Origin of the sequence: Paenibacillus woosongensis (genome assembly GCF_030122845.1) — a bacterium.
In the GTDB taxonomy this organism is placed as follows: Bacteria; Bacillota; Bacilli; order Paenibacillales; family Paenibacillaceae; genus Fontibacillus; species Fontibacillus woosongensis_A.
The window spans coordinates 4,375,632-4,392,542 of sequence record NZ_CP126084.1 but is presented as its reverse complement, the minus strand read 5'-3'; the positions used below and the strand labels follow the sequence as shown (position 1 = coordinate 4,392,542).

Below are 16,911 nucleotides of genomic sequence, written 5' to 3'. Positions count from 1 at the left end.
GTTATTCTCCTTTCGAAGTATTATCCTTAGGCTGAAATGTCTCTGCCCGCTGATTGCTGCTGCCAGACGGCCTATTGATTAGGGCTTGCATGATATCCTTCTTGTGGAAAGGAGAAAAAGGTGACAAATAGGGAACGCCGTATGATTCAAGATAAGCCAAATAAAAGACGAGACCGATGACGCTGACCAAGAACCCGAACATGCCCATGATAGAGGAAACCAACAGGATACACAAGCGAAATTGTGATACGGTTCCTGTAAGCGATTGGTTCACAAGGGTGTATGTCGCTACCGTTGCGATGGCGACCGCTACGATGATCGTCGGTGAGGTGATACCCGCCCGAATCGCGGAGTCGCCGATGATCAGCCCTCCGACTACGGTCACTGTCTGTCCTACAGTTTTGGGTAAACGGCGTCCAGCTTCATTGAAGATTTCAAATAAAAACAGCATGATGAAGGCCTCCATCTGAATGGGAAAGGGAAGGCCATGCCGTGAATTGCTGATCGTTGCCAGCAGGGGAAGCGGTATCTGCTCCAAATTAAAGCTTGTGAGTGCGACATAAAACCCCGGCAGCAGCATGGAAATTAGCAGGCCAAGAACGCGAAGAATTTTTTGCATGGCTACAACGTAGCTGGAAGTATTCTCGTCCTCAGGCGAGGTAAAAAGGGTGATGATGGTCACGGGGGCCAGAATGGCCATTGGAATGCCGTCCACGATGACGGCAAATTTCCCCTTCAGCAGGGCATCAACGGCAAAATCAGGACGCCCGGTGTAATCCGATAGGGGGAAAAAGGCATTTTTTTTATTCGCTACGATGCTCTCAATGTAAGATGTGCCTACAATCGCGTCGGTGTCGATTTTGCTTAAATATTTACGGATTTCCTGTAATATGTCTTCGTTAATAATATCCTCAATATAAAAAAGGCCGATCTTATTCTCGCCGCGCCTCCCGGCAGTAAAATGCTCTACACAAAGGGATTGCGTCCGCAGACGTTTGCGCAATAGTCCCGTATTCGTAGTCAGCTCCTCGGTGAACCCGTCTTGCGGCCCTTTGATGGAGGGTTCTGTCGTAGGCTCCTCGGGGGTGCGGGCCGGCAGGGCGGCAATGTCGAGACTGAAGAAGGCATTCTGCTTCTGAAAATAGATAATTAAGCTTCCGCTGTACACCTTCACGGTCAGATCCCGCAGCAAAGTATTTTTGGGCAGTAGGCTTAGAGGAAGATGGCGGTTACGCTCGATATTTTGGACTGTTGGTTCGGGGTATTCCTCGAATAGTGCTGTTAGGCCGGGCAGGGCAGTCTGATTCAGCTGCTTCGTGTCCGTTACGGCTTCGCAATATATGATGGTGACAGGCTGGTTTGCCTCTTTGTCCCCCCCTTCCAGGTCGTGAACGAGAACATCGGCCGATTTCGAGAAATATTCCCGCAAAAAAGAAGTGTCGATATGCTCGCGTTCTCTCAGTGCCCGTGATGACGATGGATCAAGTATCATGTGCCGGATTCTCCTTTCTTATGGGCTGAAATAAAGACGGCAAGGGCTAGCAGCAGGGTAACGATCAGAATGAGGCCCGTATTGAACGGAAACATGAACCGGATCATCAGATGCTGAAATTGGATATCCGTAAAGGTGATAAGGCACAGCAGGGTCAAGCCAACGGCGTAAAGCAATAGCAGTGCACTGCGCTGGCGCTTCTTGCTGATGTTCCATATGTCCGTCGCGATGAATAAAGCTACGGCAATACGGACAGTTACTCCGGCCAGCCATTGGTAGATCGAGAAGAAATCGGTCTGGGAGACGTATTTTCCAAACCCAGCGATCCTCCACTGTTCATAGGCGGGATAACGCTGCAGGGACGCTTCGTGCGGATTGAATTCCGCGATGGAACCGGTGAGCGGGCCAAGTGTCAGACCGACAAGAATGAAGCCAACGATCACAAAATGCTTGTTTGTCAAAGGTGCTTTTAAATAAGGCTGCAGAAACAGAAGAAAGAAAATTTCGAACAATCCCGTACATGCGTAAATGATACCCTTTAGGGGTGGAGCCCAGCCATGCTCCAGAAGCGGCAGCAATTGGTGGTAATCTTTGTATTGAACATTAACCGTCGCTACATAAAATCCCAAAAGAACAACGAACGGCAGCAGGATGCCGGAGGCATAGGCCATGGAGTTGACCCCCAGCCGAGCAGCAATCAAGCAGATTAGCATTAACACGGCCGCAGTGATAATCATCGGCGTGTAGGGCAGAAAGGTTACTTTGGTCCACATGATCGTGTCAAACAGGGCGAACCAGGCTGTACCGAGAAAATAGGCAGCAGAAATGAATTTGAACGGAACAGACAGCATTTTTCCATAATGGCTTTCGAGCCAGTCTGGCAGGGATTTACCTTTGGTACGGGCAGAAATATACGCAATCAGCAGGGTAAGCAGGGCAAGTGGCACGATCGATAGAATGACGGAAAACCAGGCATCCCTCTTAGCGACCTGAAGCAGCGCGGGAATAATAAAAACATGGTTCGTGATGCCGACCGTGAGCATGATGGTCATGATGGCTTGCAGGGCCGTAGGTTTTGGGGGATTCATTCGCATCAGCCTCCAGTCAGGTTCAGGTGCGCTTAGTATTTTCCAGGCAGAGGAAGGATATGCAGATGTATAAAATTCTCTCTATCTGGCGAATCTATTGATAGATTCGTAGCATGCTTGGGGAGAGATGATGCGTGAAAAATCGTTGGGGAATTCTCATGATGGCTATTATGGTCGGAGCAATCATTATCAAGTCGTTGTACACAGCTGGCACAGCCGCTATGGCGGATGCCGCTTATTCGGCCGAGGCTGCATCATCCCGGATGCAGCTCAGACAACTGCTGGCTGCAAGCGAAGGTTTAATCCAGGGCAGCAGGCAGGCCACCGTAAAGTGGCAAGGGGAATGGCATACGATGTTGTCCTTGGAGGCAGCGGGGGAGCGGCTCGCTGATCGTTTGGGACTGGCGGATCGTTATACGGAAAAAGTGCATGGAAATCAGGTGTTTTATGCTGAGGGAGCTTCCGGAGTGGCGGAAGACGTTATCCATGGCAAGCTGGCGTTAACGCTGCAGGAAGAAGGGAGCTATTATGTCATTCTGCGGCTGGAGAATGGAACGGACGAAAGCTTGCAGCGGCTGCCAGAGGCCGGAGAGTCCTGGGGAGAATTGCTCCTCAGAGAGGGAGTACGCGCTAAATGGAATGCCGCCCTTCAGGGGGAGGCTGCTGGGGTCGTTAGTGCGCCGGACTGGCCAGATTTTTGGCAAAATGATTCCGCCGGAGCAGGAGAGGCCAATCCTGTGCCAACCCTGGCTGCCTTTGCCAAGCTTGAGTCGCGGATGAAGGAGCAGTTGAAGCTGCGGGCGGCGGAGAGTTTTGCGGACGAGCGGACGGTTAGCAGAACTTATACTGCGGAGGATTTGCCGATTAAGGCGCGAAGTGCCGGACAAGAGATCAGCCTGCAGCTTGCACTGCATTGGAATACAGAGTCGGAGCGTTATGACGTATCCATCGGTGCGCCGTTGTTGACTGTCGAATATTAACTGATCTTAGATAAATATTAGATGAATTTTCGATGGACATAACTAAATTTGATATGAATTTGATGGCATCCTTGTAGTGAATATGCTAAAATATCATCACATGCTTTGATGCTGTATAAGGTTAAGGCATTGATGGGAGAATGAATAAATATACACTATATTACATAGAAAGAATGAGGAGCCATGACTGAAATACAAAATCTAGATTCAGTGAAGACACCAGGGGCGGTATATTTCATTTTTGGAGCAACCGGAGATTTAGCTCGGCGCAAGTTGTTTCCCGCAATATACTCGTTGTATCGCGAAGGGAAGCTCGGTGAAGATTTTGCGGTTATCGGCGTGGCGCGACGTCCCCGCTCAGGAGAAGAATTCCGTGATGATGTATATCGTTCCATTCAGGAATTTTGCCGTTATTCGGTCGAGGATGATGCGGAGTGGAGTCGTTTTGCAGAGCATTTTTCGTACAAATCACTCGACATTAACAATATAGACGGGTACCGGGAGCTTTTGCAGCAGACTGAGGAAGTAGAGGCGCGCTTCGGCATCCCTGGCAATCGTCTGTTCTATCTGGCGCTTGCTCCGGAACTGTTCGGCAACGTATCCTTCAACTTGCAGAAGGGCGGCATGCTGGACAGCAGCGGATGGCATCGCCTTGTGATCGAGAAGCCGTTCGGCTACGATTTGATCTCTGCTCAGAAGCTGAACGAAGAGTTGAACCAAGTGTTCAAAGAGGAAGAGATCTACCGGATCGACCATTATCTCGGTAAAGAGATGGTACAGAATATCGAAGTGATCCGCTTTGCGAATGCATTCTTTGAGCCGCTTTGGAACAACAAGCATATTTCCAATATTCAAATTACGCTGAGCGAGACTGTCGGTGTCGAAGAGCGTGGCGGGTATTACGACAATGCTGGGGCGCTGCGGGATATGGGGCAGAACCACATGCTTCAGCTGCTTACGATGATTGCCATGGAGCCGCCAAGCCGACTGCTTGCTGAGGATATTCGCGATGAGAAGGTGAAGGTGCTTCGTTCGCTTCGTCCTTACGCATCGGCGCAGGAAGTGAAGGAGAACGTGGTGCGCGGACAATATGCCGAAGGCGAAAGCGGCGGCAAGACGCTGCCGGGCTATCGTCAGGAGGATAAGGTAGATCCGAATTCCAATACGGAAACGTATTTCGCAGCCAAGGTCTATGTGGACAATTTCCGCTGGGCTGGGGTTCCATTCTATATTCGCACGGGTAAACGCCTTCCAGTCAAGACGACAGAGGTCGTTGTCGAATTCAAGCAAATGCCTACCAACGTATACTTGGGCCAGAAGCACAAGCTTGAGCCGAACCTGCTCGTTATCCGCGTCAACCCGATGGAAGGGATCTATATCAAGATCAATGCGAAGAAACCGGGAACGGAATCGCAGATCAGCCCGCTGGCAATGGAGTTCTGTCAAAGCTGCCAGGTCGGCATCAACTCGCCTGAGGCTTACGAGCGACTGATCCATGATGCCGCCAACGGCGATTCGACCTACTTTACCCGCTGGGACGAAGTAGCTACCGCGTGGGCGTTTGTAGACCGCATCGCATCTGCCTGGGCACAGGAGTCCGGCGATATCAGCACCTATGCGGCAGGATCCTGGGGACCGGAGGAAGCCGATCAGCTGCTTGCGCAGGATGGTTTCCACTGGTGGCCGGTTAACGGACAGGAAGAAGATAACGTCATCTGGATCAAGGGTTAACATAAAAGCCGTCTGTCAGCTTTAGGCTGATGGGCGGCTTCGTTTATTGACAAATGCAGGGTGTCTTGTTATTGTAGAAAATAACAAAGTGATTATTCTCATATGAATAGTAAGAATTATAGTCGACCATTCGAATGGAGGCATTCCCGGAATAAGGGGATGCCTCCATTTTGTTTGGCCAGGAGGTGAATGGCATGCGGGAGAAGAGATTGGATTTATCAGCGGACGTATTGGTTATCGGCGGCGGACCGGCTGGTGCCTGGGCGGCAATTACAGCAGCAAGGAAAGGAGCTCAGGTCGTTCTGGTCGATAAAGGGTATTGCGGTACGAGCGGGGCGACAGCCCCGTCAGGTACGGGCGTATGGTACGTCAAACCAGAGGCGGCCGCCCGGGAAGAGGCGAAGCGCAGCCGTTACTTTCTGGGAGGGCAACTGGCCGACGCACAATGGATGAACCGCGTGCTTGATCAAACGTATGACAACATGGGCATGCTCGCCGAATGGGGATATCCTTTTCCCGAAGATGGGCAGGGACAGCAGCATCGGCGGGGATTGCAGGGCCCGGAGTATATGCGCTTAATGCGTAGGACGGTGAAACGGGCGGGAGTGAACATATTGGATCACAGTCCCGCCCTTGAGCTGCTGGCCGATGAATACGGCGTGGGAGGAGCTGCAGGGGTTCGCACCGGGACTGGGCAGACCTGGTCCGTTCGGGCTGCCGCTGTCGTCATTGCCACCGGAGGATGCGCCTTCTTGAGCAAAGCCCTGGGCTGCAACGTACTGACAGGAGACGGTTACCTGCTGGCCGTGGAAGCCGGAGCGGAGTTCTCGGGCATGGAGTTTTCCAATGCTTATGGGATTTCGCCTGCCTTTGCTTCCGTAACCAAGACGGCTTATTATCAGTACGCCTCGTTCTACTATGAAGACGGGTCGCTGGTCGAAGGGGCCGGATCAAAACAGGGGCGCTCCATCATCGCCCAGAATTTGCTGGCTGGCCGGCAGGTGTATGCACGGCTTGACTTGGCGCCCGCGGAGATACGGCCGCTGCTGCGGGTAGGTCAGAGCAATTTCTTTCTGCCCTTTGACCGTTGCGGGATCGATCCGTTCCAGGATTTCTTTCCCGTCACGCTGCGCCTGGAGGGTACAGTCCGCGGAACCGGGGGCATTCATATTGTCGACGCATCATGTGCGACGAAGGTGCCCGGGCTGTATGCCGCCGGAGATGCGGCGACCAGGGAGCTCATTTGCGGCGGGTTTACCGGCGGAGGCAGCCATAACGCCGCCTGGGCAATGTCGTCTGGCAGCTTTGCCGGAGACGGCGCTGCCGAATATGCCCGGCGGCTGGGGCCGCGTGCTGCTCAGCGGCGGGTTAAGGGGCTGTCAGCCCTCTCGCTGCCGCTGGACAGCCGTATCTCAGAGAGAAGAGGGAATACTCCGGAGCAGTATGCAAAGATGGTACAGGAGGAGGTCATGCCTTACGACCGGAATCTGTTTCGCTCTGAGGCGGGGCTGCAGGCATCGCTTGCACGGCTGGAACAGGTGTGGCATACACTCCGGAATGACCGGGCCGGATGGGATCGTGAAGGCGTGAAGCTGCGCGGGGCGGCGGCGATGACGGCTACGGCACGATGGATGTACCAGTCCGCGCTAGCCCGCCGTGAGTCGCGGGGGATGCATAAGCGCGACGATTATCCCCAGCAGGACCAGACCCAGCACCACCGCCTGATCACCTGGGGATTGGATGAAATCAGCGTCAGGCCGGAGCCGATCGGCAAGGAGGCTGTGCTGCAATGATCGAGCTGATTAGCGAGAGCCGCTGTGTGAAATGCAATCTTTGTGTCAGCGTCTGCCCAACCGACGTCTTCGATCAAGGAGTTGATGGCACTCCGGTAATTGCCCGTCAGGACGATTGCCAGACCTGCTTCATGTGCGAGCTGTATTGTCCCGCCGATGCGATGTACGTATCGCCCTTTGCGGAGGGACGCGAGGAGGTGCGGGAACCGGCGCTGGAGGAACGCGGGCTGCTTGGCGGCTACCGCGAGAAGGTCGGATGGGGCCCGGGGCGCAAGCCGGTGTCATCGCATGAATACATGCATCAATTGGCCGTTCGCGCGATTCCATAGACGCATTCATTTGAATCCTGCAAATCGAAAAGTAAAATAAATAACCTATAGCCATGAGAGGAGTATCAAAACATGAGTCATTCGGAACTAACAACCATACCTGTATCGGCAAATTCTATTAAGGAAGAGGCTCTGTCCCGCATAGCGGATCATGGAGCCGACCCGTTATTCATTAACCGCTGGTCATCCCGCGCATTTGCCGCCCGGCCGGTGGCAGAGCAAACGCTGCTGGCGGTCCTGGAGGCTGCGCGTTGGGCACCTTCCTCAAATAATTTTCAGCCGTGGCGTTTTATCGTAGCCAGGGAAGAAAGCCAGTTGAAACTGTTCCATGAGTTTATTGTTCCCGGCAATCTGGAGTGGGCGGCTCAGGCGCCTGTGCTTATCCTTCTATTATCCTCCGTGCAAGAGGATGGGAAGCTGAATGGGGCGCATGCTTTCGACACAGGGGCAGCATGGGCAAGCATTGCACTGCAGGCCTCCTTGCTAGGACTGAACACCCGGGCCATCGGCGGATATGACCGGGTAAAGGCCAGGGAGCTGCTGAGCATTCCGGCGAATTTTGAGCTGCATGCTGTAGTTGCACTCGGATATCCGGGCAGCACGGAGCTGCTCCCGGATAAATTCAAGGATAGAAATGTGCCGAGCGGCCGCCGTCCACTGCGGGAAAGCATCATTTGGGGAGATTTTTCTACCGAATCTCGAACCGATAAGTGACCATATAGCGTCTGCAAGCATAAGCTAATATCGGGCAAGCACAAAAGCATCCTCGACATCTCCCAAGATGTGAGGGTGTTTTTGCGTACAAAGAGACAAAATATGTTACAATATACAACGTGAATTTGTGGAATGAGAGGACTAGTGATACATGAGCAAAGCATTGGGGCAAGTGCTGCAGGAGGAAGTGAATAAGCGGCGGACGTTCGCGATCATTTCCCACCCGGATGCCGGGAAAACCACATTAACCGAGAAATTATTGCTGTTCGGCGGCGCGATCCGTCTGGCAGGGTCCGTCAAGGCTCGCAAGGCAAGCAAGCATGCGACAAGCGACTGGATGGAAATCGAGAAGCAGCGCGGAATTTCCGTCACTTCTTCCGTCATGCAGTTTGACTATAACGGCCATCGGGTCAACATACTGGATACGCCGGGCCACCAGGATTTCAGTGAGGACACCTATCGTACATTGACTGCTGCAGACGCAGCTGTCATGCTGATTGACGTGGCCAAAGGCGTCGAGGTACAGACGATCAAGCTGTTCCAGGTTTGCGCCAAGCGGGGCATTCCGATTTTTACCTTCATCAACAAACTGGACCGGGAAGGCCGGAATCCGTTTGATCTGATGGAGGAGCTGGAGCAGGTGCTGGGCATCCGCTCAGTGCCGATGAACTGGCCAATCGGTTCGGGACGCGAACTGTCGGGCATTTACGACCGGATGAACAATCAGGTTGAATTGTTCCAAGGGAATGATCATTCCCAGATCCAAGTGAAGAAGGTCGAGAATTATCATGACCCTGTGATCCGTGAATTGGCCGGTGAATACCTGCATGATCAGCTATGCCAGGACTTGGAGCTCCTTGATGTTGCGGGTGATCCCTTCGATATGGAGAAAATCAGCCGCGGTGAGCTGACTCCGGTCTTCTTCGGCAGCGCCGTCAATAATTTCGGTGTCCAGACGTTCCTGGAAAACTTCCTGCGTCTTGCTCCAAAGCCGGAGCCGCGCCATAGCTTGACCGGATTGGTCGAGCCGACGAACGAGAAATTCTCCGGCTACGTGTTCAAAATCCAGGCGAACATGAACCCGGCGCACCGTGACCGCATCGCTTTTCTACGCATCGTGTCGGGCAAATTCGAGCGAGGCATGTCGGTGAAGCATGTCCGGGCAGGCAAAGAGATCAAGCTGTCCCAGCCGCAGCAATTTCTGGCTCAGGATCGGGATATCGTCACCGAGGCTTACCCTGGCGATATTATCGGGCTGTTCGATCCCGGCATTTTCCGGATTGGCGATTCGCTTAGTCAAGGAAGCGAGATCGAATTTGATGAGCTGCCGACCTTCTCGCCGGAGATTTTTGCCAAAATCACCGTGAAGAATGCTTTGAAGCATAAGCAGTATCAGAAGGGGATCGATCAGCTGACGGAAGAAGGAACGATTCAGGTATTCACGACGGTAGGCTTCGAGGACATGCTGCTGGGTGTCGTAGGCCAGCTTCAGTTCGAGGTGTTCGAATACCGCATGAAGGCGGAATACGGCGTCGATGTGCAGCTGCAGCGGATGCCGTTCCAATTCGCACGCTGGATTGTCGCGGATAAGGTGGATCCTTCGAAATTCCGGATTAATTCGACGCTGGTGACGGATAAGAAGGGCAATTATGTCGTCTTGTTCGAGAACGAGTATGCAATGAGAACCGCGATGGAGAAAAATCCGGATGCGAAATTCCTGGAGACAGCGCCATAAGGAAAAAACGAGCCGGAAAGGCTAATGCTATAAGCCGAGGCTAAGCTTAGTTTCGCTCCAGTACGATACAACAAAGAAGCCTCCTTACAGGATCACAGGTAAGGAGGCTTCTTGTGTTGCGATGATGGCGGGCTATCCTTATTTCAATGGCTTCAGCTCGGCAGAAGCAAGCTCTCCGCTCAGGAGAGAGATCAATTCATCTTTCTTGGCGTCGTCGATATGCTTCCAGATGATCTCGAAAACGACGCCAAGGCCGGGAAGCGCAGTTTCCTGGGCATCGATCGAGCCCTCTACCATATCCCGCAGGCCTGCTTCGTTTTTGCCATGCATTTTATGCACAACCGCTTGTCTAAGGTCAAGAGTAATTGGCATATCTATACCTCCTTGAAATAGTCATTGCCCGGTGTTAATGTTCCCGGCTCGTGCTCTGAAAATACAAGTTTGGGACGGGTTGTGGTATACTATTTCGCATAAATATGGACTCGGGTAGGTGGAAGCATGGCACAATCCGCAAAAAAACAATACGCTGTCATCGGCATGGGCCGCTTTGGGCTCAGCGTGGCCAGCGCTTTAAGCAATATGGGCTTCGATGTCCTGGCGATCGACGCCAACGAGCAGCGCACGCAGGCCGTATCCAATATCGTGACGCATGCCGTATCCGCAGACTCTACGGACGAAGAGGCGCTTCGTGCGCTGGGCATACGTAATTTCGATGTCGTGGTCGTGGCGATCGGCGAGAATATTCAAGCCAGCATTTTGACGACGCTGATCCTTAAAGACCTAGGCGGGCCGATCATTATTGTTAAAGCCCAGAATGAGCTGCACGGCAAGGTGCTGAACAAGATCGGCGCTGACAAGGTGATCTATCCGGAGCGGGATATGGGGCTTCGCCTGGCCCATCACTTGACCTCGCCGAACATACTCGACTACATCGAGCTGTCGGACGAATACAGCATCGTTGATCTGCAGATCACGAAGGCGATGGTTGGCAAGAACCTGAAGGAGCTTGATATTCGGGCCAAGTTCGGCTGCAACGTCATGGCGATCAAGACGGGCAGCAAAATGAATATTTCGCCGGCGGCCAACGACCGGCTTGAAGAAGGCGACGTGCTTGTCATTGTCGGCGAGAAGAATGATTTAACGAAGCTTGAGCTGGCTTATTCGGAATCATAATCGAAGGGGTTGAACGATTGATGCAGCAAATTACTTCTCCGAACAATCCCCGCGTGAAGGAATGGGCTGGGCTGCTTGAGAAGAAAAACCGGGACAAGCACCTGAAATACGTAATTGAGGGCATTCATTTGGTGCAGGAAGCGCTGAAGGCGCGAGCCGATCTGGAATGCGTATGCTATGAAATTGAGCGGGGGATTCCCGCCGAACTGTCAGAGGCAGCCGCCGCCTCGCTGGATGTGGAGTGGATCGGTGTAACGGCCGCTATCATCGCCAAATGCACCGATGCAAAGACGCCGCAGCCTGTGTTCGCGATCGCCCGCAAAAACCGCGGCGAGCTTGAGCCCCTGCTGACAGAGGAACGCAGCCTCGTCGTCGTGCTGGACGGTGTGCAGGACCCCGGGAACGTCGGCACGATCATTCGCAGCGCGGATGCCGTTGGTGCGAACGGCGTGATCGTCGGCCTGGGCTGCGCGGATATATACAACCCGAAGGTCATTCGTTCAACAATGGGCTCCTTATTCCATTTGCCCGTCATTGAAGGTGATCTGGCCGACATTCTGCCCCAGGCCAAAGCCCGGGGGATCCGGCTGGCCGGAACGAGCCTGCAGGCAGCGGCGAGCTGCTACGCATATGACTTTACGGGGCCGGTATGGCTGCTGTTCGGCAGCGAAGCAAGAGGCCTGAGTGCGAACGTGCGTGAGCTGATGGACGACGGGCTGCTTATCCCGATGCGGGGGCAGGCGGAATCGTTGAACGTAGCCATGGCCGCTTCGGTGCTGCTGTTTGAAGCGCAGCGGCAGCGGTATTATAAACAATGAAAATGCTTTTTGCATCATAAAAGGGCTGGGGCGTAGACGATTCTAGAGTGTGTAGTTGGACGCCGGATTATTTTCCACCCTAACTTATGCTTATGTAAATTTCATATCAGTAAAAAACGCCCAACCTCTATTGAAGTAGAGGTTGGGCGTTTTGCGGCAGATTATAGCTCGGGAAGATCCTCTGGATTATTCTTCTCATCTGGTCTTTCCAGCAATCCGCCGATGCCGTATTCGCTGACATTTTTGATGAACTGCAGAGCTTCAGCGCGCGTTAAGGCGCTTTTGCCTTCATAGCTGTCCACGCTTACGATATTCGGGTCTTTACCCGTAGCGAGCCCGAAGGCAAGCACGTAGTGGATGGCATGATCGCCGCTGAAATTGACGCCTTCCGTGGCGGTGACCAATTCGGCAACCTGCTCCCGGGAAATCGGTTGATTTCTAGATAAAAGCTCTTTGTAGCCGATGACCGGATAATTTAGCTGCTTCGCCCGGTTATAATAAGCATCCGCCCAATGGCCTTGCTGGGCGGAGGTGGCCAGCTCCGGCTCGAAAGCCCGCAGCAGCATAGCGAGGAATTCGGCTTCGCTTACCGTTTGATGCGGTTTGAATGTCCCGTCAGCGTACCCTTTGACCATATCCTTGGAAACGGCCCATTGCACCGTCTCTTCATACCAGGAGCCCTTCTTAACGTCCGTGAAGGAAATCTGCTCTGCAGCATGAAGCCCTGACGGTAGGGCTGGTCCGAGAAGAGACAGGCCCATTGCAGATGTGATGACTAGTTTTGTAAGTGTTCGAATTTTCATAGTTGCAAACCCCTATCTTGTTGTGAACTCTAAAATCAACGGGTTTTTCAGTTCAAAGCTGTCAGACGAACTCGGATCCGGCTTGCCTTTTACTGTCGTGTCCATAATGATGGTGTAGGTTTCTTTGGCAGCGAACTTGCCCTTCTTCGGCGTTACATGAATTCGATTGAACAGTATTTTGATCTCTACCGTATCGTGTACGGCTTCCCCTTTGCTGTTCAAGACGAAAATGTTCTCGCCAGGCTTTAGGGACGATGGATCAATGAATTTATAGTTTGCGCTTTTCATGGCCACTTGAAGACTGATGCCGATCGGTATAGTAGAACGAACCCCTTGTTTGGACGGCAGATCCTTAATGCTCAGCTCTTCCTTGAGGCGATTCAATTCCTGCCGGAACTCTTCGCGCTTCTCTTGGTCAGTCAGCTTTTGAACGGCCATTTTAGCCTGGACGAAGTCACCGATGGTTAGCGTCTGCTTGGCTTTATCTAGCGATGCTTTGGCTTCTTGAAGCTGGTTCCCTGCAGCTGCATCCGCTTCGTCCTGCTCCCCGACTTGTGCCGTATTTCCTGCCGGGGCGGGTGTTACGTTAACCGGCACCTGAATGATACCGCCTCCCGGAGCCGATGGTCCTCCTGACGCAGGAGGGGTCGAAGGTGCGGGATGATTTACGGCCGGAGCGGGTTGCGTCCTTGCCGTTAGCGAAGCTCCATCAGATACGTTGCCATGGGTGTCTACGGTCTTGACCACGATGTTGTAGGCAGTGTCCGCAAGCAAACCGTTGAATTGGTATGATGAAGCTGCTGTATCCGTAATGTAATTATTGTTGATGTATAGCTTGACCTTGGCAAAATCGGGATCTGTCGGGTTGCTCCAACCGACCTGCAGCGATGAGCTTGTCGCTTTAACCAGCGCCAATTGAGTTACTTCTGCTGGAGCCGTCGTATCCGCTGCAGGCGGCTCATGACCAGGGCCTGCTGGATCAGTAGCATCTGCAGCTAGGGTGGAAGCAGTAAGGCTCAAGCCGGGTGAAATATTACCAGCAAGGTCTGCTGTTTTTACCCCAAAGCGATAGCTAGTATTCGGGGTCAACCCTTCGAATTTATAAGATGTTCCGGCAGTCTCATATACCTTGGTTCCGTTAAGGTAGAGATGGACTTTTGCAAAATCAGGTTCTGCAGGATTGGTCCAACCTAGCTTCACGTAGGTGGAGGACGTTGCCGTGACCATGAGATCTGATACTTCTGCCGGGGCAGCCGTATCCGGAATTTGAGGAATATTGTCTGTAATGACCGTGACTGTTTCCCCAGAGGATTCGTTTCCGCTCCAATCCGCCGATTTAACGGTAATTGAATAGGACGTGGTTGGCTGCAGTTGGGTCAAGGTAAACGTTTGGCCCGCTGCGCTGCCTGCATAAACGCCATTGGCGTAGATGTTATTGGTTGCAAAGTCCGAATTCACCGGATTATTCCAAGCAATCGAAATCTCTGAATCCGTTTTTCCTAGGACTTGAAGATTCGTGACATTCGCAGGCGGAGTCTGATCAAGTGACCGATCGAAGGTCACCATACCATAACCATATTCGATATCCCGTCCGGCAGGTCCCAGATCCATCACATATTTTTTGATTTCCTCGCGAAGCTGTACGTTGGTCATTCCGGGATCTTTCTGTTTGAGCAGGGCAATCATGCCGGAAACATGCGGAGCGGCTTGCGATGTTCCGCTGGATAACGCATAAGCGGGAGCGCCGCCGCTGACATAAGTCGATAGGATGTCAACGCCAGGTGCTGCGATTTCAACTTCATCGCCGACAGAGGAGAAGTCGCCGCGCGCGTTATTGGCATCCACCGCCGCAACAGCAATTACGCTGTCATATTTAGCGGGGTAATTGATTGTATAAGTGCTTAAGGGAACAGGGACGATATTGCCGTTCGCATCTTCCGTCGTCTGGCTGTTGCCTGCCGAACCGACGACGACGATACCTTGTGCATTCGCTAGGTCTACCATATCTTTTAACAGCTGGGAATGCGTATCCGTTCCGAGAGAAAGGTTAATGATATCCATATGGTTTTGAATCGACCATTCGATGCCTTCAAGGACGTCTTGAAGCGTTCCTTCGCCATTCTGATCCATCGTTTTTACGGCATAGAGCTGGACGCCGGGCGCAATACCTACTGTTCCACTGCCATTGCTCATGGCGGCAATGATCCCGGCGACATGCGTCCCGTGTCCGTTATCATCCGTATAACTATTCGTGTAGTCTACGGTTGATATTCCTCCCGCTATAGCCAATTCAGGATGCGGAAAAATCCCCGAATCAATGACGGCTACTTTTACGCCTGTGCCCGAATAACCTGAGTTCCACATTAGTGTCGGCTTCACAGCCTGAAAGCCCCATCCGCTTTGCTCCGTGGAAATGGAAGTTGTTTTGAATTCACCGCCCGTTATCCGGAAGGTGATATTGCGCTCGATCAGCGCGATATTCGGATCAGCTGCCAAGGCAGGCAGATCGCGATGGGTTACCGTAGCAGCTACGGCAGGAATGGTATCGAACTCATGAAGAATATCAACGCTTTCGTTGTATACCGCATCTCGGCCATCCTCGTTTTTGTAAACAACAATGACCTCCTGCTGCATTCCGGACAGGGAGTCGTTGGCGTTGGCTGAATCCAGCCCCAGGGCTCCCAAATGGAACAGCAGAGATATGGCGAGAACAGATGCGATAATCTTGTTTGTCAGTCTGCTCATAGAGTACAAATCTCTCCCTCTTATTTATCTGTTAATACTAAGAAGCAACTGAAGCAGAGCCACCCCTTTCTGTCTGATTATGCGGTCTATCATTATATCGGCAGGCAAATGAATGTTTTTAATAGAACAAAAGACTTTAGACCTATGGAAAAACATGACTATTGACCTTCCTCTCCTTATGGAGCTAGTGCTGCTTTTTCAGCAACAGACAGCTCCCGTCCAACGCTCAAATAACTGTCCTTAAAAAGCAAAAGTTGCCTCTGCGCATAATTTTATAAAGGGCTGGGATACTATTCTGTAGCACTAACTGTCAGCGGGACTCGAAGCAATTCGTATTAATTGATACCGGAATGCCGGAATCAGCTGGTGAAATCAGTGCTGTCGCTGAAGAACGTTTCGGCGTAAATAGCCGTCCTAAGGCAATTGTTTTAACGCATGGTCACTTTGATCATGTGGGAGCTGTGGTTGACCTGGTAAAACATTGGAATGGCGGGGCGGTAGCCAAGATGTCTCCCTTCTTTCCGATTGAACCGGTCAATCTAGGGGATCAGGTCCAAGCCCTTCCTGCTGACGGAACTGTACCTCATTTGACTGATTTTCGCTGGATTCACACCCCGGGCCATTCACCAGGACATGTGTCATTGTTTAGGGATAAGGATCGCTCCCTTATTGCAGGAGATGCCTTCGTAACAGTAAAACAGGACTCGCTGTATAAGGTGTTTACTCAAGAGGTAGAGATTAATGGCCCGCCAAGATATCTTACGACAGACTGGCCAGCGGCATGGGATTCAGTTAAGAAATTGGCGGCCTTAAAGCCATCTGTGGCAATTTGCGGTCACGGAATGCCTGTGTCTGGCGAGCTATTGTCCAGAAATCCTGAAAAACTGGTGAAGCAGTTTGACCAAATTGCGATTCCCGATTACGGCAAATACGTAAATAAGCATTAGACAGCAAAGGTAGTGGCGCTGAGGGCTGCAATGAAGCAGTCCTTTTTTATTGTGTTTAAAGAATTAATCCCTATATCGGGATTGCCAAAATAAATGAAGCAGATAGCCTGCTGCTTGGATGATAACTCTATTGAAATACCCTACGGGGGTATGGTAATATGTAAATGTAATTAGTTATAAAATTAATATTCATTTTTTGGAGGGAGAAGCCATGGAACAAACAACACTCCATGTTAAAGGGATGTCCTGTGGACATTGTATCAACTCTATAGAAGATAATGTCGGAAAAATGAACGGTGTGGAGTCCGTCAAGGTAAATTTGAATGAAGGAACTGTGGCTGTATCATTTGATCCTAAGGCTGTGTCCTTGAAGGAAATTAAAGCGGTAATTGACGAGCAGGGTTACGAGGTGGATGGAGCGCCTGTCTAAAGGCAATCTCTATAAACTGCGGTAAGAAGCTGTGCATTGAGAGTGGTAAATGGAATTCAGAAAATAAATCGTGCTGCCAAGGCACGATTTATTTTTGAAACTCTTTTCATCATAAAAATTAAAGCTTGTAAGC

At 51.8% G+C, this 16,911-nt stretch carries 14 protein-coding genes and 1 pseudogene; 10 read left to right on the top strand and 5 right to left on the bottom strand.

Translation table 11 applies throughout. The annotated features are described in order from the left end of the window. Window position 1 precedes the first annotated feature (1 nt). Together QNH46_RS20145 and QNH46_RS20140 are read right to left on the bottom strand one after the other, a co-directional pair. Window positions 2–1,492: a spore germination protein gene (locus QNH46_RS20145; RefSeq protein WP_283925764.1), complete on the bottom strand. Its 1,491-nt coding sequence runs from the start codon at window positions 1,490–1,492 to the stop codon at window positions 2–4. Next, a complete protein-coding gene (locus QNH46_RS20140) occupies window positions 1,489–2,580 on the bottom strand; it encodes a GerAB/ArcD/ProY family transporter (RefSeq protein WP_283925763.1) in 1,092 nt (363 codons plus the stop codon). The genes QNH46_RS20145 and QNH46_RS20140 overlap by 4 nt, the downstream gene beginning before the upstream one ends. Before the next feature lie 134 nt (window positions 2,581–2,714). Here QNH46_RS20140 and QNH46_RS20135 point away from each other — a divergent pair, with 134 nt between their 5' ends. The 6 genes from QNH46_RS20135 to QNH46_RS20110 all read left to right on the top strand — a co-directional run bounded on the left by QNH46_RS20135 (window position 2,715) and on the right by QNH46_RS20110 (window position 9,862). Next, entirely contained in the window at window positions 2,715–3,560 is an 846-nt protein-coding gene (locus QNH46_RS20135) for a hypothetical protein (RefSeq protein ID WP_283925762.1), read from the top strand. 183 nt (window positions 3,561–3,743) lie between these two features. Further along, window positions 3,744–5,291, top strand: coding sequence for a glucose-6-phosphate dehydrogenase (gene zwf, locus QNH46_RS20130; protein ID WP_155612620.1), 1,548 nt, complete (start codon window positions 3,744–3,746; stop codon window positions 5,289–5,291). Window positions 5,292–5,485: 194 nt separating this feature from the next. Continuing rightward, complete coding sequence (locus tag QNH46_RS20125) at window positions 5,486–7,084, top strand: FAD-dependent oxidoreductase (RefSeq protein WP_283925761.1); 1,599 nt, start codon at window positions 5,486–5,488, stop codon at window positions 7,082–7,084. Further along, the gene (locus tag QNH46_RS20120) at window positions 7,081–7,413 is read left to right on the top strand and encodes a 4Fe-4S dicluster domain-containing protein (protein WP_283925760.1); all 333 of its coding nucleotides are present in this window, start codon (window positions 7,081–7,083) and stop codon (window positions 7,411–7,413) included. The genes QNH46_RS20125 and QNH46_RS20120 overlap by 4 nt, the downstream gene beginning before the upstream one ends. A 72-nt stretch (window positions 7,414–7,485) precedes the next feature. Next, window positions 7,486–8,127, top strand: coding sequence for a nitroreductase family protein (locus QNH46_RS20115; protein WP_283925759.1), 642 nt, complete (start codon window positions 7,486–7,488; stop codon window positions 8,125–8,127). 151 nt (window positions 8,128–8,278) lie between these two features. Next, window positions 8,279–9,862, top strand: a complete 1,584-nt coding sequence (locus tag QNH46_RS20110; protein ID WP_283925758.1) for a peptide chain release factor 3 — start codon at window positions 8,279–8,281, stop codon at window positions 9,860–9,862. A 138-nt stretch (window positions 9,863–10,000) separates the two neighbouring features. On the opposite strand, the gene sspI is transcribed toward QNH46_RS20110, so the two are convergent. Next, window positions 10,001–10,234, bottom strand: a complete 234-nt coding sequence (gene sspI, locus QNH46_RS20105; RefSeq protein ID WP_155612625.1) for a small acid-soluble spore protein SspI — start codon at window positions 10,232–10,234, stop codon at window positions 10,001–10,003. 126 nt (window positions 10,235–10,360) lie between these two features. Here sspI and QNH46_RS20100 point away from each other — a divergent pair, with 126 nt between their 5' ends. Both QNH46_RS20100 and QNH46_RS20095 read left to right on the top strand, forming a co-directional pair. After that, on the top strand, window positions 10,361–11,035 hold the full coding sequence (locus tag QNH46_RS20100) for a potassium channel family protein (protein ID WP_213593129.1): 675 nt from the start codon (window positions 10,361–10,363) through the stop codon (window positions 11,033–11,035). A 20-nt stretch (window positions 11,036–11,055) separates the two neighbouring features. After that, on the top strand, window positions 11,056–11,853 hold the full coding sequence (locus QNH46_RS20095) for a TrmH family RNA methyltransferase (protein ID WP_283925757.1): 798 nt from the start codon (window positions 11,056–11,058) through the stop codon (window positions 11,851–11,853). A 161-nt stretch (window positions 11,854–12,014) separates the two neighbouring features. On the opposite strand, the gene QNH46_RS20090 is transcribed toward QNH46_RS20095, so the two are convergent. Further along, the gene (locus QNH46_RS20090) at window positions 12,015–12,656 is read right to left on the bottom strand and encodes an S-layer homology domain-containing protein (RefSeq protein ID WP_283925756.1); all 642 of its coding nucleotides are present in this window, start codon (window positions 12,654–12,656) and stop codon (window positions 12,015–12,017) included. Between the two features lie 12 nt (window positions 12,657–12,668). Continuing rightward, window positions 12,669–15,401 (bottom strand): S8 family serine peptidase, encoded by a 2,733-nt coding sequence (locus QNH46_RS20085; protein WP_283925755.1) that lies wholly within the window; start codon window positions 15,399–15,401, stop codon window positions 12,669–12,671. Window positions 15,402–15,727: 326 nt separating this feature from the next. Here QNH46_RS20085 and QNH46_RS20080 point away from each other — a divergent pair. Together QNH46_RS20080 and copZ are read left to right on the top strand one after the other, a co-directional pair. Next, window positions 15,728–16,348, top strand: a pseudogene (locus QNH46_RS20080) (MBL fold metallo-hydrolase); the annotation flags it as partial. A gap of 211 nt (window positions 16,349–16,559) precedes the next feature. After that, complete coding sequence (gene copZ, locus QNH46_RS20075) at window positions 16,560–16,778, top strand: copper chaperone CopZ (RefSeq protein ID WP_283925754.1); 219 nt, start codon at window positions 16,560–16,562, stop codon at window positions 16,776–16,778. Window positions 16,779–16,911: the final 133 nt, after the last annotated feature.

What these genes read in the sequence shown, in the direction of transcription:
- QNH46_RS20145 (WP_283925764.1), bottom strand. Translation starts at nt 1,492, where the DNA reads ATGATACTTGATCCATCGTCATCACGGGCACTGAGAGAACGCGAGCAT.
- QNH46_RS20140 (WP_283925763.1), bottom strand. Translation starts at nt 2,580, where the DNA reads ATGAATCCCCCAAAACCTACGGCCCTGCAAGCCATCATGACCATCATG.
- zwf (WP_155612620.1), top strand. Translation starts at nt 3,744, where the DNA reads ATGACTGAAATACAAAATCTAGATTCAGTGAAGACACCAGGGGCGGTA.
- QNH46_RS20125 (WP_283925761.1), top strand. Translation starts at nt 5,486, where the DNA reads ATGCGGGAGAAGAGATTGGATTTATCAGCGGACGTATTGGTTATCGGC.
- QNH46_RS20120 (WP_283925760.1), top strand. Translation starts at nt 7,081, where the DNA reads ATGATCGAGCTGATTAGCGAGAGCCGCTGTGTGAAATGCAATCTTTGT.
- QNH46_RS20115 (WP_283925759.1), top strand. Translation starts at nt 7,486, where the DNA reads ATGAGTCATTCGGAACTAACAACCATACCTGTATCGGCAAATTCTATT.
- QNH46_RS20110 (WP_283925758.1), top strand. Translation starts at nt 8,279, where the DNA reads ATGAGCAAAGCATTGGGGCAAGTGCTGCAGGAGGAAGTGAATAAGCGG.
- sspI (WP_155612625.1), bottom strand. Translation starts at nt 10,234, where the DNA reads ATGCCAATTACTCTTGACCTTAGACAAGCGGTTGTGCATAAAATGCAT.
- QNH46_RS20100 (WP_213593129.1), top strand. Translation starts at nt 10,361, where the DNA reads ATGGCACAATCCGCAAAAAAACAATACGCTGTCATCGGCATGGGCCGC.
- QNH46_RS20095 (WP_283925757.1), top strand. Translation starts at nt 11,056, where the DNA reads ATGCAGCAAATTACTTCTCCGAACAATCCCCGCGTGAAGGAATGGGCT.
- QNH46_RS20090 (WP_283925756.1), bottom strand. Translation starts at nt 12,656, where the DNA reads ATGAAAATTCGAACACTTACAAAACTAGTCATCACATCTGCAATGGGC.
- QNH46_RS20085 (WP_283925755.1), bottom strand. Translation starts at nt 15,401, where the DNA reads ATGAGCAGACTGACAAACAAGATTATCGCATCTGTTCTCGCCATATCT.
- copZ (WP_283925754.1), top strand. Translation starts at nt 16,560, where the DNA reads ATGGAACAAACAACACTCCATGTTAAAGGGATGTCCTGTGGACATTGT.